Consider the following 15,260-nt stretch of genomic DNA (forward strand, 5'->3'; position numbering starts at 1 on the left):
CATGAGCAAGGCCTATTTCATTGCCGGCACCGACACCGATGTAGGCAAGACCACCATCGCCGCGGGTTTGCTGCATGCGGCGCGGCAACTGGGGTTGAGCACCCTGGCGGCCAAGCCGGTGGCGTCCGGGTGCGTGGTGACGGCCAAGGGGATGCGCAACAGCGACGCCCTGGCGCTGATCGACGAAAGCTCGGTCAAGTTGTCCTATGAAGCAGTCAACCCCTTCGCCTTCGAGCCGGCTATCGCCCCGCATGTGGCGGCCCGCGAGGCCGGGGTGGCGCTGAGCGTGCCGGCGCTGCGCGATGCCATGCAGCAGGTGCTGGCGCAGCACGCCGACTTCACCTTGATCGAAGGCGCCGGTGGCTGGCGCGTGCCGTTGTCCGACCATGCCAACCTGTCGGACCTGGCCATTGCCTTGAAGCTGCCGGTGATCCTGGTGGTGGGCGTACGGCTGGGGTGCATCAACCACGCCTTGCTCAGTGCCGAAGCCATCGCCCGGGACGGCCTGCAACTGGCGGGATGGGTGGCGAACATCGTCGATCCGCGTACATCGCGCCTGGAAGAAAACCTGTCCAGCCTGGCCGAGCGCCTGCCCGCGCCCTGCCTGGGGCGGGTGCCTTGGTTGAAGCAGGCTGGCGCGGAGGCAGTGGCTGCGCATTTGCAACTGGACCTGCTGGATTAGGCCTTTGCCTATTGGCTGGCACTAGGCTATTAGGGATTTAAACGGGCCTTTTTCCCTGTCTGCTGCTTTAATAAGGCCTGTTCATCATCCAGCGTCATGGAGTCCTGACATGGAAATCAATGCGAGCTCCGCCTTCTACGCGGGCCTGGGTGCCATCCAGAATGGCCAGAACCGTGTCGACCAGGCCGCCCAGCAGATTGCCAGCGGCGCTGTCGAGCGAGGCACCAGCGGGCAATCCACTGAATACCAGGCCGAGCGCCTGCGCGGTGTAGACCGCAGCCAGCAGTTGGACCTGGCCACCAGCACCGTGCAACTGGCCCTGGGCAAGCACGAAGTCGAACTCGGCGTCAAAGTCGCCAAGGCTTCCGATGAAATGCTCGGTCGGTTCATCGACACCTACGTCTGACCCGCTGAATCCCATTCGCTTACTTCGCGGGGCAAGCCCGCTTCCATTCGTGGGAGCGGGCTTGCCCCGCGATGCGTTTAAGGGTGCTTGGCGTAAATGTCATATTCGGCGGCATAAACGCCATCGTTCACCCACCTTGACAGCGAGGCCACCTAAACGTAAGTTTCAAACAACTGTTTGACCGAAAGCCGCCAAGAGCTGGTCGGTATCCGCGGTCTCCCCACCGAACTCATCACAGAGGTTCATCGCAATGCCTGATTACAAAGCCCCCTTGCGTGATATCCGCTTCGTCCGCGACGAGCTGCTCGGCTATGAGGCGCACTATCAGAGCCTGCCGGGCTGCCAGGACGCCACGCCCGACATGGTCAACGCGATCCTGGAAGAAGGCGCGAAATTCTGTGAGCAGGTCCTGGCCCCGCTGAACCGTGTCGGCGACCTCGAAGGCTGCACCTGGAGCGAGTCGGGCGTGAAGACACCGACCGGCTTCAAGGAAGCCTATGAGCAGTTCGTCGAGGGTGGCTGGCCGAGCCTGGCCCATGACATCGAGCACGGCGGCCAGGGCCTGCCCGAGTCGCTGGGCCTCACGCTCAGCGAAATGGTTGGCGAATCGAACTGGTCGTGGGGCATGTACCCAGGCCTGTCCCACGGCGCGATGAACACCATCTCCGAGCACGGCACTCCCGAGCAGCAAGAGACTTATCTCACCAAGCTGGTATCCGGCGAGTGGACCGGCACCATGTGCCTGACCGAGCCGCACTGCGGCACCGACCTGGGGATGCTGCGCACCAAGGCCGAACCTCAGGCCGACGGCAGCTACAAGGTTTCCGGCACCAAGATCTTCATCTCGGCCGGTGAACACGACATGGCCGACAACATCGTCCACATCGTCCTGGCCCGCCTGCCCGATGCCCCTGCCGGCACCAAGGGCATCTCGCTGTTCATCGTGCCGAAGTTCCTGCCCAACGCCGAAGGCGGCGCGGGCGAGCGCAACGGCGTGAGCTGCGGCTCCCTCGAGCACAAGATGGGCATCCACGGCAACGCCACCTGCGTGATGAACTTCGACGGCGCCACCGGTTACCTGATCGGCCCGGCCAACAAGGGCCTGAACTGCATGTTCACCTTCATGAACACTGCTCGCCTGGGCACCGCGCTGCAAGGCCTGGCCCACGCCGAAGTGGCGTTCCAGGGTGGCCTGAAGTACGCCCGTGACCGCCTGCAGATGCGCTCGCTGACCGGCCCGAAAGCACCAGAAAAAGCCGCTGACCCGATCATCGTCCACCCGGATGTGCGTCGCATGCTGCTGACCATGAAGGCCTTCGCCGAAGGCAACCGTGCGATGGTGTACTTCACCGCCAAGCAGGTGGACATCGTCAAGTACAGCCAGGACGAGGAAGAGCGCAAGAAGGCCGACGCCCTGCTGGCCTTCCTGACCCCGATCGCCAAGGCGTTCATGACCGAAGTCGGCTTCGAAGCCGCCAACCACGGTGTGCAGATCTACGGCGGCCACGGCTTCATCGCCGAGTGGGGCATGGAGCAGAACGTGCGCGACAGCCGTATCTCCATGCTGTACGAAGGCACCACCGGTATCCAGGCCCTCGACCTGCTCGGCCGTAAAGTGCTGATGACCCAAGGCGAGGCGCTCAAGGGCTTCACCAAGATCGTCCACAAGTTCTGCCAAGGGCAGGAAGGCAACGCCGCCACCAAGGAGTTCGTCGAGCCACTGGCCGCGATCAACAAGGAGTGGGGCGAGCTGACCATGAAGATCGGCATGGCCGCGATGAAGGACCGCGAGGAAGTGGGTGCCGCTTCGGTGGACTACCTGATGTACTCCGGCTACGCGTGCCTGGCCTACTTCTGGGCCGACATCGCCCGCCTGGCCGCCGAGAAACTGGCAGCCGGCACCAGCGAAGAGGCGTTCTACACCGCCAAGCTGCAGACCGCGCGCTTCTACTTCCAGCGCATCCTGCCGCGTACCCGCAGCCACGTCGCGGCGATCCTGTCCGGCGCCGACAACCTGATGGCGATGAAGGAAGAAGACTTCGGTCTGTCCATCTAAACTGGTTGGTTGTACCAAAAACCGCCTGCCCTCACCGGCAGGCGGTTTTTTTTCGCCCGGGTTTTTACACGAACCCCCTGTAGGAGCGGCCTTGTGCCGCGAAAGGGCCGCAAAGCGGCCCCGGCGATCTTTGTTTCAACGCTGAATCCTGGGGCCGCTGCGCAGCCCTTTCGCGGCACAAGGCCGCTCCTACACGGATCGCGCAAAATCAGGAATGTCGCATCCAGTAACGAGAAAGTCTCAAGCTTGGCCCCTGATCTGCCGTTAAAGCGGGCATCTGTATTCATCTATTCATGTGCACTGCCGATGAAGTAGGGGCACAATGCCATTATTGATCTGCCGGGTCGGAGATTACCCTTGTTTCGTCTATCCGCTGTACGCGCGAGCCACTTCCTGCCTTCGCTGATTCTGTTGCTGGCAGGGCTTGCGGCAGCCTATGTGAGGGACCTCAGCGTCTTCTTCACATCGCTGTTCAACGTTCTACCCACCTTGGTGCTGTTGCTGGGGGGCGCCTACTGCGCCGTGTACCGCCGCCAGCGCGAGCTGTTCCTGATGGTCACGGTGTACGTCGCCTATTTCCTGCTCGATACCCAGACCGATTACTACCGCGACAACGGCCGGGTCCGCGAGGATGCGGCGGTGATCTTCCACCTGGTGTGCCTGCTGCTGCCGGCGCTGTTCGGCCTGTACGGGGCGTGGCAGGAACGCACTCACCTGGCCCAGGACCTGCTGGCACGCTTCGCCGTGCTATTCGCCGTGAGCAGCGTGGCGGTGGCGCTGGAGCAGAGTTTTCCCGAGGCGCTGCTGGGCTGGCTGGCCGAGATCCGCTGGCCCGCGCTGCATGGTCAGTGGATGAGCCTGATCCAGCTGGCCTACCCCTTGTTCCTGGCGGTGTTCATCCTGCTGGTGGTGCAGTACCTGCGTGAGCCAAGGCCTTTGCATGCCGCGCAGATCATCGGCCTGATCGGCATCTTCTGGATGCTGCCCAAGACCTTCATCCTGCCGTTCACCCTGAACATCATGTGCAGCCAGGTGATGCTGATGATCGCCGCCGCGGTGTCCCACGAGGCCTACCAGATGGCCTTCCGCGACGAACTGACCGGCCTGCCCGGGCGGCGCGCCCTGAACGAGCGCATGCAGCGCCTGGGGCGCAACTATGTGATCGCCATGACCGACGTCGACCACTTCAAGAAATTCAACGACACCCACGGCCACGATGTCGGCGACCAGGTACTGCGCCTGGTCGCCAGCCGCCTGTCCAAGGTGACCGGCGGCGGGCGCGCCTACCGTTACGGTGGCGAGGAATTCGCCCTGGTATTCGCCGCCAAGACCGCCGAAGAGTGCCTGCCGCACCTGGAGGCGGTGCGCGAGATGATCGCCAACTACGCCATCCAGTTGCGTGACCAGAACAGCCGTCCGCAGGATGATTCCGCGGGTCGCCAGCGCCGTGTCGGAGGGGCCAATACCACGGTGTCGGTAACCATCAGCATCGGCGTGGCCGAGCGCCAGGCCGAGCACCGCAACCCCGACGAAGTGCTCAAGTCCGCCGACCAGGCGCTGTACAGCGCCAAGGGCGCGGGGCGCAACTGTGTCATGACCTTCGGCCAGCAGTCGCGGCGCGGCGCCGTGCGCATGGCGTGAATTTTCGTGTGACCATGTAAGACTATTCGGTCGCATGATGACCCTATGTCTCGTAAAAGTTGTTCGGTTACACTGCGGTCATCCCAGTGCCGCGGCCCCGACGGGCCGCTCCGACCCCGATAGCGAGAGGTTGTCATGGCTGAATATAAAGCGCCCCTGCGCGATATGCGCTTCGTCCTCAATGAAGTCTTCGACGTGGCCACGCTCTGGTCGCAACTGCCCGCCCTGGCCGAGGCCGTCGATGCGGACACGGCCATGGCCGTGCTGGAAGAGGCCGGCAAGGTCACCGGCAAGACCATCGCGCCGCTGAGCCGCGCCGCCGACGAAGAGGGCTGCCACTGGGACAACGGCTCGGTGCGTACCCCGGCAGGCTTCATCGAGGCCTACCAGACCTACGCCGAAGGGGGCTGGGTCGGCGTTGGCGGTGATCCGCTCTTCGGTGGCATGGGCATGCCCAAGGTCGTCTCGGCCCAGGTCGAGGAGATGGTCAACGCCTCGAGCCTGGCCTTCGGCCTGTACCCAATGCTGACCGCCGGCGCCTGCCTGTCGATCAACGCCCACGCCAGTGAAGCGCTCAAGGAACAGTACCTGCCGAACATGTACGCCGGCGTCTGGGCCGGTTCCATGTGCCTCACCGAACCCCACGCCGGTACCGACCTGGGTATCATCCGCACCAAGGCCGAACCCCAGGCTGACGGCAGCTACAAGGTCAGCGGCACCAAGATCTTCATCACCGGCGGCGAGCACGACCTCACCGAGAACATCATCCACCTGGTGCTGGCCAAGCTGCCGGATGCTCCGGCAGGCCCGAAAGGCATCTCGCTGTTCCTGGTGCCCAAGTTCCTGGTCAACCAGGACGGCAGCCTCGGCGCGCGCAACCCGGCCACTTGCGGCTCGATCGAGCACAAGATGGGCATCCAGGGCTCGGCCACCTGCGTGATGAACTTCGACGAAGCGGTCGGCTACATCGTCGGCGAGCCGAACAAGGGCCTGGCGGCCATGTTCACCATGATGAACTACGAGCGCCTGGGTGTCGGCATCCAGGGCCTGGCTTCGGCCGAGCGTTCTTACCAGAACGCCGTGGAGTACGCCCGCGACCGTCTGCAGAGCCGCGCCCCGACCGGCCCGCAGGCCAAGGACAAGGTGGCCGACCCGATCATCGTCCACCCGGACGTGCGCCGCATGCTGCTGACCATGAAGGCGCTGACCGAAGGCGGTCGCGCGTTCTCCACCTATGTGGCGATGCAGCTCGACAGCGCCAAGTACAGCGAAGACGCCGCGACCCGCAAGCGCAGCGAGGAGCTGGTGGCGCTGCTGACCCCGGTGGCCAAGGCCTTCCTCACCGACCTGGGCCTGGAGTGCACCGTGCATGGCCAGCAGGTCTTCGGTGGCCATGGCTACATCCGCGAATGGGGCCAGGAGCAGCTGGTGCGCGATGTGCGTATCACCCAGATCTACGAAGGCACCAACGGTATCCAGGCACTGGACCTGGTAGGCCGCAAGGTGGTGGCCAGCGGCGGCGCCTACTACACGCTGTTCGCCGACGAGATCCGCCAGTTCATCGCCACTGCCGGCGGCGAGCTGGGTGAATTCACCAAGCCGCTGGCGGCATCCCTTGACCAGCTCGATGAGCTGACCGCCTGGGTGCTGGACCAGGCCAAGGGCAACCCCAACGAAATCGGCGCGGCCTCGGTCGAGTACCTGCACGCATTCGGCTATGTCGCTTACGCCTACATGTGGGCATTGATGGCACGGGCGGCCAAGGCCGGTGAAGGGGATGCCGACTTCTACGGCGCCAAGCTGGGCACGGCACGGTTCTACTTCGCACGTTTGCTGCCACGGGTTCACTCGCTGGTGGCATCGGTGAAGGCGGGGAGCGAGTCGCTGTACCTGCTGGACGCTGCGCAGTTCTGACCATTTTTGGGGCTGCGTTGCAGCCCATCCGGCCGGTCCGACGCCTCGGCGAGGCCGCTCCTACAATGGGGATGCAATCCGTCTGTAGGGGCGGCCTTTTGTTTTATCAGGGCGGCGTGTTTGTGAATGGGCTGCTTTTGTAAGCTTTGGCTTACACGACGTGGTGACGTTTCGCCTCTTTCCTAAGATTGGATCCACGGTTACTCTTTCTTACATGGACGTAGCGCAGGACGCGCAATGGACAGAGCAGGACGCCTTACACGGAAGTAGCGCAGGAAGCGCGAAAAGCTAGAACAGGGACACGAAGGATTTCCTGCCAGGACGGCGGGATGATAGGGATGTCGAAGGGAAACAGTCTGGAAAACCCCGCTTAGGCGGGGTTTTCTTTGTGCGCGTGTTTTTCAGCCGAGCACGTCCAGAGGCGAGACGCCCAGCTGGCGCGGGTCGGCTTCTTCCTCCAGCAGGGTCCGCAGCAGCTCCACCGAAGCCTGCTGGCGCTGGGCATCGCGGAACACCAGGCCAACCTTCAGCGGCACCCGCGGCTCGCTCAGGGGCTTCCACAGCAGTTCCTGATCGTCCTGTGCGGCATCCTTGGCCCTGCCCGGCAGGATGGTTGCCAGCGCCGTGTGCGCCAGGCTGTCGAGGATCCCCGCCATGTTGTTCATCTCGGCCTGTACCTGGGGCCTGCGACCCTGGCTGGCCAGCTGCGCCTTCCAGATCTGGCGGATCTGGAACTCCTCGCCGAGCATCAGCATCGGCAGCTCCGCCGCCTGGCGGATCGAGACCTTCTTGAAGTCTTTGAGCGGGTGGGTCCTGGGGATCACCAGCTGCAGTTCATCCTCGTACAGCAGCAAACCATGCAGCCCGGGCTGGCGCGGCGGCAGGTAGCTGATGCCGATGTCCAGGCCGCCATTGAGCAGGCGCCGCTCGATCTCCGACCCCGACAGTTCATAGATCTGCACCACCAGATGCGGCTGGGCCTTGCGCACCCGTTCCAGCAACTGCGGCACCAGGCTTGGCCGCACGGTCTGCAGCACGCCGATGGCCAGGGTGCGCAGCGACTGGCCCTTGAAGTTGCCCATGGCTTCATGGGCCCGTTGCAGGCCGTCGAGCAGGGGCACGGCATGGTTGTACAGGGTGTGGGCGGCCAGCGTGGGCAGCAGGCGCTTGTTGCTGCGTTCGAACAGGCTCAGGTCGAGGCTGTGTTCCAGTTGGCGGATCTGCTGCGACAGTGCCGGCTGTGACAGTGACAGACGCTCGGCGGCACGGCCCACATGGCCCTCTTCGTAGACCGCGACGAAGTAACGCAGTTGGCGAAAATCCATAAGTGATACTTATCGAAAAAGCTGGAAAAACGAAATGGCCGGGAACCGACCGCAAGCCTAGTCTATCGCCGTATTCCAAAGGGTTACAGCGGCTATTCAGGCGATTGTTACCCCGGATGAAAAACACTTTTGATAGGCAAGGCAAAATATCCGATTCCGGCGCCAGACCGGAACCTTGACCGCCCACCCGTGATTGGCCGGAGCCCTGATGAACCTGTTCAACCTGCGCCGTTCGGCGCCCGCCGTCGCCGAGCCCAAGCGTGCTCCGGTGATCGAGCCGGCCGGCGCGCAGCTCTCCCGCGATCGGCTGATGCCCAGCACCGAGCGCGCGCCGCAGGTGTTCGTGCGTGGTCAGGGTTCCTGGCTGTGGGACAGCGAGGGGCACGCCTACCTGGACTTCACCCAGGGCTGCGCGGTCAACAGCCTGGGCCACAGCCCGAGCGTGCTGGTCAAGGCGCTGGGCAACCAGGCCCAGGCGCTGATCAATCCCGGCGCCGGCTATCACAGCCGCGGCCTGCTGAGCCTGGTCGAGCTATTGTGCCAGCGCACCGGCAGTGACCAGGCCTACCTGCTCAACAGCGGTGCAGAAGCCTGCGAGGGCGCGATCAAGCTGGCGCGCAAGTGGGGCCAGCTGCACCGCAACGGCGCCTATCACATCATCACCGCCAGCCAGGGCTGCCATGGTCGCACCCTGGGGGCCTTGTCGGCCTCCGACCCGCTGCCGTGCAACCGCTGCGAGCCCGGCCTGCCGGGCTTCAGCAAGGTGCCGTTCAACGACCTGGCGGCGCTGCACGCGGCGGTCGACTCGCGCACCGTGGCGATCATGCTCGAGCCGATCCAGGGAGAAGCCGGCGTGATTCCGGCCACCCGTGATTACCTCCAGGGTGTCGAGCGCCTGTGCCGTGAGCTGGGCATCCTGCTGATCCTCGATGAAGTACAGACAGGTGTAGGACGCTGCGGCGCCCTATTGGCAGAAGAGTCCTACGGCGTACGGGCCGACATCATCACCCTCGGCAAGGGCCTGGGCGGCGGCGTGCCCCTGGCGGCGCTACTGGCCCGTGGCCGCGCCTGCTGCGCCGAACCGGGCGAGCTGGAAGGCAGCCACCATGGCAACGCGCTGATGAGCGCCGCCGGGCTGGCCGTGTTGCAGACCGTGCTGGAGGCGGGCTTCTTCGAGCAGGTGCTGGACAGTGGCCGGCACCTGCGCGATGGCCTGAGCCGCCTGGCGGGTCGCTATGGCCAGGGCGAGGTGCGTGGCGAGGGGCTGCTGTGGGGCCTGCAACTGCGTGAAGACAGCGCGGCGCAACTGGTCGAGGCCGCGCTGCAGGAGGGCTTGCTGCTCAATGCGCCGCAGCCCGACGTGGTGCGGTTCTCGCCGGCGCTGACGGTGAGCAAGGGCAATATCGACGAGATGCTCCTGCGCCTGGCCCGGGCCTTCGCCCGCCTGCATGCCCAGCAGCACAACCGCCGCGAAGTGCCGGCCTGACCGGTTGCTCCGGCATACAGAATTTCAACGAACCGTCTGGCGTTCCTGCGCATCGCCCCTGGCCTGAAATACATGGCCCGGGGCGTTTTTTTTGCCCGGTGGAACCTCTGCCAGGCACGGCTAGTCTGTGTTGATACACCCTCAAGGAGCGCAGCACATGGACTTCATCCGCATCATCATCGCCATCATCCTGCCGCCGCTGGGCGTGTTCCTCCAGGTGGGGTTCGGTGGCGCGTTCTGGTTGAATATCCTGCTGACCTTGCTGGGCTATATCCCCGGGATCGTGCACGCGGTGTACATCATCGCCAAGCGCTAGGGGACACGCGGCCCCTGTAGGAGCGGCCTTGTGCCGCGAAAGGGCTGCAAAGCAGCCCCAGGTTCTCAGCGGTAAAGCAGATATCGCCGGGGCCGCTTCGCGGCCCTTTCGCGGCACAAGGCCGCTCCTACAGGGATGGCGTTGCCTGGCTTAGCAACCGGCAGTAGAACTTCCACTCCTCCTCGAGCGCATGCGCCAGGTTCGCCGCCTGGCGAAAGCCATGTCGCTCGCCCGCGTAGAAATGCCCCTCGGCCTCGATACCCTTGGCCTTGAGCGCTTCAAGCATGCTGCGGGTCTGCTCCGGCACCACCACCGCGTCCAGCTCACCCTGGAAGAAAATCACCGGCACCTTGATCTGCCCGGCGTGCAGCAGGGGCGTGCGCTGGCGATAACGCTCGGCATCGCGCCGGGGGTCGCCGATCAGCCAGTCCAGGTAGTCGCCTTCGAACTTGTGGGTGGCCCGGCCCAGCGCCTCGGGGTCGCTGACACCGTACAGGCTGGCGCCGCCGCGGAAGACGTCCCGGAAGGCCAGGGCGCAAAGGGTGGTGTAGCCGCCGGCGCTGCCGCCACGAATGAAGGCCTGATCAGGGTCGATCAGGCCCAGGCCGGCAAGATGGGCGACCGCCGCGCAGGCATCTTCCACATCACTCGCTCCCCAGTTCAGGTGCAGTGCCTGGCGGTAGGCGCGACCATAGCCGCTGCTGCCCCGGTAGTTGAGGTCGGCGACGGCAAAGCCGCGCTGGGTCCAGTACTGGATGCGCGGGTCGAGCACCGGGTAGCAGGCCGAAGTCGGGCCGCCGTGAATGAACACCACCAGCGGCGATGGCCCATCCGAGCCTTGCATGGCCGGGTAGAAGAATCCGTTGGCCTCGCCTTCGCCACTGGCGTAACGGATCGGCTGTGGGAGGCTGATGTCCTCGGCGGGCAGCACCTCGGCGCCACCTGCCAGCACCTGGACTTCGTGGCTGCGCCGGTCGATGGCGATCACGGCCGCTGGGCTGATCGGCGAGGCGGCTACGGCGTAGAGCTGTCCGTCATCCAGCGCCAGGCTACGGAAACGCGTGTACGCACTGGCATAACGCTCCACTTCGCCATCGGCGCGGCGCAGCCCCAGTTGCCCGAAACCGTCCTCGAACCAGCTGGCCAGATAGCTGACGGGGCCAAGGGCCAGCCAGGTGCTGGCGCCCAGTTGCCAGGGGGCGGCGGCATGGTCGGCGAGCGCGGCGGGCAGGCGTTGCCAGTGGCCGTCGAGTTCGCCCCAGGGCTGCCAGAAACCGTCGCGGTCGGACAGGCAATACAAGCGGCCTTGCTCATCGAAGCGTGGCTGTTGCAGCGATTCGTCCTGCCCGGCGATGCAGCGTGCCGGGCCCCAGGCGCCAGACGGTTCGCGTTCCCGGCACATCAGGCGGGTGACGGTCCAGGGTTGGGCCGGGCGGTCCCACTCGATCCAGGCCAGGCGTTCCCCATCGTGGCTCAGCGTGGGCGAGGCGTAGAAGTCGGCCCCTTCGGCCAGGATTTGTCGATGCTCCGGCGAGAGGCTCACCAGGCGATGCACGACCTGTTCGCCATGCTGCTCTTCGACGGCGAGCACCTGGCCGGCCTGCCACTGCACATCGCCATAGCGGCAGTCGTCGGCGTGGGTAAGCGGGCGCGGTGGGCTGCCATCCAGGGCCTGCAGGTAGACCTGTTGGTCCTTTTCGTTGACGAATACCAGCCCGTCGTCGCCCAGGCAGAAGCTGCCGCCACCGTACTCATAGACCCGGCTGCGCACACTGAATCCGTCCGGGGTCAGGCAGCGGGCCTGCTGATCGCGCCAGTGCCAGACCCGGCAGGCGCCATCGGCGGGGCGGAACTCGTTCCAGAACACACCTTGCGCGCCGACCTTGAGCTCGGCGAAGTCGGTGCCGGCGGCCACCGCCTGGGCGGCGCTGAACTCAGCCACGGGCGATGACATGGGAATTGCGCTCGTTGCGGAAGGTCATTTGTTCGATCTCCAGCGTTGCGTGTTCGGCCTCCTCGCGGGCCTTGAGGATGATGCCATGGTCCGGCGACTTGGCGCACACCGGGTCCGCCTTGCTGGCGTCGCCGGTGAGCATGAAGGCCTGGCAACGGCAGCCGCCGAAGTCCTTTTCCTTCTCGTCGCATGAGCGGCACGGTTCGGGCATCCAGTCATAGCCACGGAAGCGGTTGAAACCGAACGAGTCGTACCAGATATGCCGCAGGTCGTGGTCGCGCACATTGGGGAACTGCACCGGCAGCTGGCGCGCGCCATGGCAGGGCAACGCGGTGCCATCCGGCGTGATGGTCAGGAACAGGCTGCCCCAGCCGTTCATGCAGGCCTTGGGGCGCTCTTCGTAGTAGTCCGGGGTGACGAAGATCAGCTTGCACGGCTTGCCTTCGGCCTTGAGCTTGTCCCGGTACTCGTTGGTGATGCGCTCGGCCCTCTCCAGCTGGGCGCGGGTCGGCAGCAGGCCCAGGCGGTTGAGGTGCGCCCAGCCGTAGAACTGGCAGGTGGCCAGCTCTACGAAGTCGGCTTCAAGGGCCAGGCACAGCTCGATGATGCGGTCGATCTTGTCGATATTGTGCCGATGGGTGACGAAATTGAGCACCATCGGGTAGCCATGGGCCTTCACCGCCCGGGCCATCTCCAGCTTCTGCGCGAAGGCTTTCTTCGAGCCGGCCAGCAGGTTGTTCACCTGCTCGTCGCTGGCCTGGAAGCTGATCTGGATATGGTCCAGTCCGGCCTGCTTGAACGCGGCGATCTTCTGCTCGGTCAGGCCGATGCCGGAGGTGATCAGGTTGGTGTAGTAGCCCAGGCGCCGGGCTTCGCCGATCAGATCGGCGAGGTCCTGGCGCACCAGCGGCTCGCCGCCGGAAAAGCCGATCTGCGCGGCGCCCATCTCGCGGGCTTCGGCCATCACCTTGAACCACTGCTCGGTGCTCAGTTCCTTGCCTTGCTCGGCGAAGTCCAGCGGGTTGGAGCAGTACGGGCACTGCAGCGGGCAGCGGTAGGTGAGTTCGGCCAGCAGCCACAGCGGCAGGCCTACCGGTACCTCAGGCGAGGGTGATCCAGTGTTCGGCACGGGCCACCTCCATGAATTGCTCGATGTCGTCGGCGACTTCGGGCACACCGGGGAACTGCTGCTCGAGTTCGGCGATGATCAAAGCGACACTGCGCTGGCCATCGATGAGCCCGCCGATCAGCCCGGCGCTGTCGTTGAGCTTGATCATCCCCTCGGGGTACAGCAGCACATGGCCCTTCTGCGCCGGCTCGTACTGGAAACGGTAGCCGGGGCGCCAGGCGGGCACCTGTTGACGGTCGAAACTCATAGGGTGATCCCCTTGTGCCAGACCCGCTCGCGGGTGACGCTGTGATAGGGCGGGCGGTTCAGTTCATAGGCCATGCTCATGGCGTCGAGCATGCTCCACAGGATATCCAGCTTGAACTGCAGGATCTGCAGCATGCGTTCCTGCCCCTCGCGGGTGGTGTAGTGCTGCAGGGTGATCGCCAGGCCGTGCTCCACATCGCGCCGGGCCTGGCCCAGGCGGGTGCGGAAGTATTCGTAGCCGGCCGGGTCGATCCACGGATAGTGCTGCGGCCAGCTGTCCAGGCGCGACTGGTGGATCTGCGGGGCGAACAGCTCGGTCAGCGAGCTGCTGGCGGCTTCCTGCCAGCTGGCGCGGCGGGCGAAGTTGACATAGGCGTCGACCGCGAAACGCACGCCGGGCAGCACCAGCTCCTGGCTGCGCAGCTGGTCGGGGTCCAGGCCCACGGCCTGGCCGAGGCGCAACCAGGCCTCGATGCCGCCGTCCTCGCCGGGCGCGCCATCGTGGTCGAGCAGGCGCTGGATCCACTCGCGGCGCACTTCGCGGTCCGGGCAGTTGGCCAGGATCGCGGCATCCTTCATCGGGATGTTGACCTGGTAGTAAAAGCGGTTGGCCACCCAGCCCTGGATCTGCTCGCGGCTGGCGCGGCCTTCATACATCGCCACATGGTAGGGGTGATGGATGTGGTAGTAGGCGCCCTTGGCGCGCAGGGCCTGCTCGAACTCGGCAGGGGACAGGGGCATTGCATCGCTCATGGAGGGCTCCTGTGATGGTTCGTTGTACGTGGGAGCGGGCTTGACCCGCGATGGCGGCGTCAGCCTCACCATCGCTATCGCGGGGCAAGCCCGCTCCCACGTTGTGCAAGGGCTGCCCTTACAACTCGATGCTCATGCCATCGAAGGCGACTTCCACTCCGCGGCGGACCACTTCGGCACGCTCGGGCGAGTCCTCATCGAGGATCGGGTTGGTGTTGTTGATGTGGATAAGCACCTTGCGCTGGCGCGGGAAGCCATCCAGTACCTCGAGCATGCCGCCCGCGCCGTTCTGCGCCAGATGGCCCATCTCGCGGCCGGTGCGGGTGCCGACGCCGCGGCGCTGCATCTCATCATCCTCCCACAGGGTGCCGTCGACCAGCAGGCAGTCGGCGCCGTGCATCATCTCCAGCAGCTTGGCGTCGACCTGGCCCAGGCCCGGCGCGTAGAACAGCTTGCCGCCGGTGCGGGTGTCCTCCACCAGCAGCCCGAGGTTGTCGCCCGGGTGCGGGTCGAAGCGGTGCGGGGAGTAGGGCGGCGCGGCGCTGCGCAGGGGGAAGGGGGTGAGGCGCAGGTTCGGGCAGGCGTCGATGACGAAGCTGCCTTCGAGCTCGATGCGGTTCCACACCAGGCCGCCGTTCCAGTGGCTGAGCATGTTGAACAGCGGAAAACCGGTGGTCAGGTCCTGGTGGACCATGTCGGTGCACCACACCTGGTGCGGGCAGCCCTCGCGCAGGCTGAGCAGGCCGGTGGTGTGGTCGATCTGGCTGTCGAGCAGGACGATGGCGTCGATACCGGTGTCGCGCAGGGCGCGTGCCGGCTGCATCGGCGCGAACGCCTGGAGCTGTGCGCGGATGTCCGGCGAGGCATTGCACAGGATCCAGTGCTCGCCGTCGTCGGACAGGGCGATGGACGACTGGGTGCGCGCCGTGGCACGCAGGGTACCGTCACGGTAGCCCTTGCAGTTGGCGCAGTTGCAGTTCCACTGGGGGAACCCGCCACCGGCGGCGGAACCGAGGATCTGGATGTACATGGGTACTCTCTAGCCGGAAAGGTTAGCCCGAAAGCCGTATCGGAAAAACGCAAACGCCCCGGCGGGCCGAGGCGTCGAACCGCGCAGACGCTTAACGGTTGGCGAAGTACATGGTCACTTCGAAGCCGATACGCAGGTCAGTGTATGCAGGTTTGGTCCACATGGGCTTGCTCCTTCCGGATGGGGTTTGGGGTGGTCGGCTCACTATTGGGTACTCCCCGGAGAGAGAGGTTCCATTGGCCGAGATTGCGCTATCTTACAAGAAAAATTTGTACCGAAAGGTTAATTCTTCGAAAAGCGCCATTGCATTTGCGGTAACAAT

Annotated in this window: 14 protein-coding genes; 7 read left to right on the top strand and 7 right to left on the bottom strand. The window is 65.0% G+C overall.

What is annotated here, in order from left to right:
* Position 1 precedes the first annotated feature (1 nt).
* From bioD to LU671_RS06425, 5 genes are all read left to right on the top strand, one after another.
* Entirely contained in the window at positions 2-682 is a 681-nt protein-coding gene (gene bioD / locus LU671_RS06405) for a dethiobiotin synthase (RefSeq protein WP_232855059.1), read from the top strand.
* Positions 683-791: 109 nt separating this feature from the next.
* Positions 792-1,088 (top strand): pyrroloquinoline quinone biosynthesis protein PqqE, encoded by a 297-nt coding sequence (locus LU671_RS06410; protein ID WP_203649856.1) that lies wholly within the window; start codon positions 792-794, stop codon positions 1,086-1,088.
* Positions 1,089-1,338: 250 nt separating this feature from the next.
* Positions 1,339-3,144, top strand: a complete 1,806-nt coding sequence (locus LU671_RS06415; RefSeq protein ID WP_110734511.1) for a phenylacyl-CoA dehydrogenase — start codon at positions 1,339-1,341, stop codon at positions 3,142-3,144.
* A gap of 357 nt (positions 3,145-3,501) precedes the next feature.
* Positions 3,502-4,785: a GGDEF domain-containing protein gene (locus tag LU671_RS06420; protein ID WP_203649858.1), complete on the top strand. Its 1,284-nt coding sequence runs from the start codon at positions 3,502-3,504 to the stop codon at positions 4,783-4,785.
* A 135-nt stretch (positions 4,786-4,920) separates the two neighbouring features.
* Positions 4,921-6,699: an acyl-CoA dehydrogenase C-terminal domain-containing protein gene (locus LU671_RS06425; protein ID WP_232855060.1), complete on the top strand. Its 1,779-nt coding sequence runs from the start codon at positions 4,921-4,923 to the stop codon at positions 6,697-6,699.
* A 401-nt stretch (positions 6,700-7,100) separates the two neighbouring features.
* Here the strand turns inward: LU671_RS06425 and LU671_RS06430 are convergent, their stop codons facing one another.
* Entirely contained in the window at positions 7,101-8,024 is a 924-nt protein-coding gene (locus LU671_RS06430; RefSeq protein ID WP_186712661.1) for a LysR family transcriptional regulator, read from the bottom strand.
* 208 nt (positions 8,025-8,232) lie between these two features.
* On the opposite strand from LU671_RS06430, the gene LU671_RS06435 reads away from it, so the two are divergent.
* Both LU671_RS06435 and LU671_RS06440 read left to right on the top strand, forming a co-directional pair.
* Positions 8,233-9,510, top strand: a complete 1,278-nt coding sequence (locus LU671_RS06435; RefSeq protein ID WP_232855061.1) for an aspartate aminotransferase family protein — start codon at positions 8,233-8,235, stop codon at positions 9,508-9,510.
* 157 nt (positions 9,511-9,667) lie between these two features.
* Positions 9,668-9,826, top strand: a complete 159-nt coding sequence (locus LU671_RS06440; protein ID WP_009681539.1) for a YqaE/Pmp3 family membrane protein — start codon at positions 9,668-9,670, stop codon at positions 9,824-9,826.
* 127 nt (positions 9,827-9,953) lie between these two features.
* Here LU671_RS06440 and LU671_RS06445 read toward each other — a convergent pair whose 3' ends face one another.
* The 6 genes from LU671_RS06445 to pqqA all read right to left on the bottom strand — a co-directional run bounded on the left by LU671_RS06445 (position 9,954) and on the right by pqqA (position 15,101).
* Positions 9,954-11,780: a S9 family peptidase gene (locus LU671_RS06445; RefSeq protein WP_232855062.1), complete on the bottom strand. Its 1,827-nt coding sequence runs from the start codon at positions 11,778-11,780 to the stop codon at positions 9,954-9,956.
* Positions 11,761-12,909 carry a pyrroloquinoline quinone biosynthesis protein PqqE gene (gene pqqE, locus LU671_RS06450; RefSeq protein ID WP_203649866.1) on the bottom strand — a complete coding sequence of 383 codons (1,149 nt, stop codon included), beginning with the start codon at positions 12,907-12,909 and terminating at the stop codon, positions 11,761-11,763. Before pqqE ends, LU671_RS06445 begins: the two co-directional genes overlap by 20 nt.
* Positions 12,881-13,156, bottom strand: coding sequence for a pyrroloquinoline quinone biosynthesis peptide chaperone PqqD (pqqD, locus tag LU671_RS06455; RefSeq protein WP_203649868.1), 276 nt, complete (start codon positions 13,154-13,156; stop codon positions 12,881-12,883). Before pqqD ends, pqqE begins: the two co-directional genes overlap by 29 nt.
* The gene (gene pqqC, locus LU671_RS06460) at positions 13,153-13,908 is read right to left on the bottom strand and encodes a pyrroloquinoline-quinone synthase PqqC (RefSeq protein ID WP_203649870.1); all 756 of its coding nucleotides are present in this window, start codon (positions 13,906-13,908) and stop codon (positions 13,153-13,155) included. The genes pqqD and pqqC overlap by 4 nt, the downstream gene beginning before the upstream one ends.
* A gap of 118 nt (positions 13,909-14,026) precedes the next feature.
* Positions 14,027-14,938: a pyrroloquinoline quinone biosynthesis protein PqqB gene (pqqB, locus tag LU671_RS06465; RefSeq protein ID WP_232855063.1), complete on the bottom strand. Its 912-nt coding sequence runs from the start codon at positions 14,936-14,938 to the stop codon at positions 14,027-14,029.
* Between the two features lie 91 nt (positions 14,939-15,029).
* On the bottom strand, positions 15,030-15,101 hold the full coding sequence (pqqA, locus tag LU671_RS06470) for a pyrroloquinoline quinone precursor peptide PqqA (RefSeq protein WP_003243383.1): 72 nt from the start codon (positions 15,099-15,101) through the stop codon (positions 15,030-15,032).
* Positions 15,102-15,260: the final 159 nt, after the last annotated feature.

Origin of the sequence: Pseudomonas sp. NMI760_13, assembly GCF_021283245.1 — a bacterium.
Lineage (GTDB): Bacteria > Pseudomonadota > Gammaproteobacteria > Pseudomonadales > Pseudomonadaceae > Aquipseudomonas > Aquipseudomonas peradeniyensis.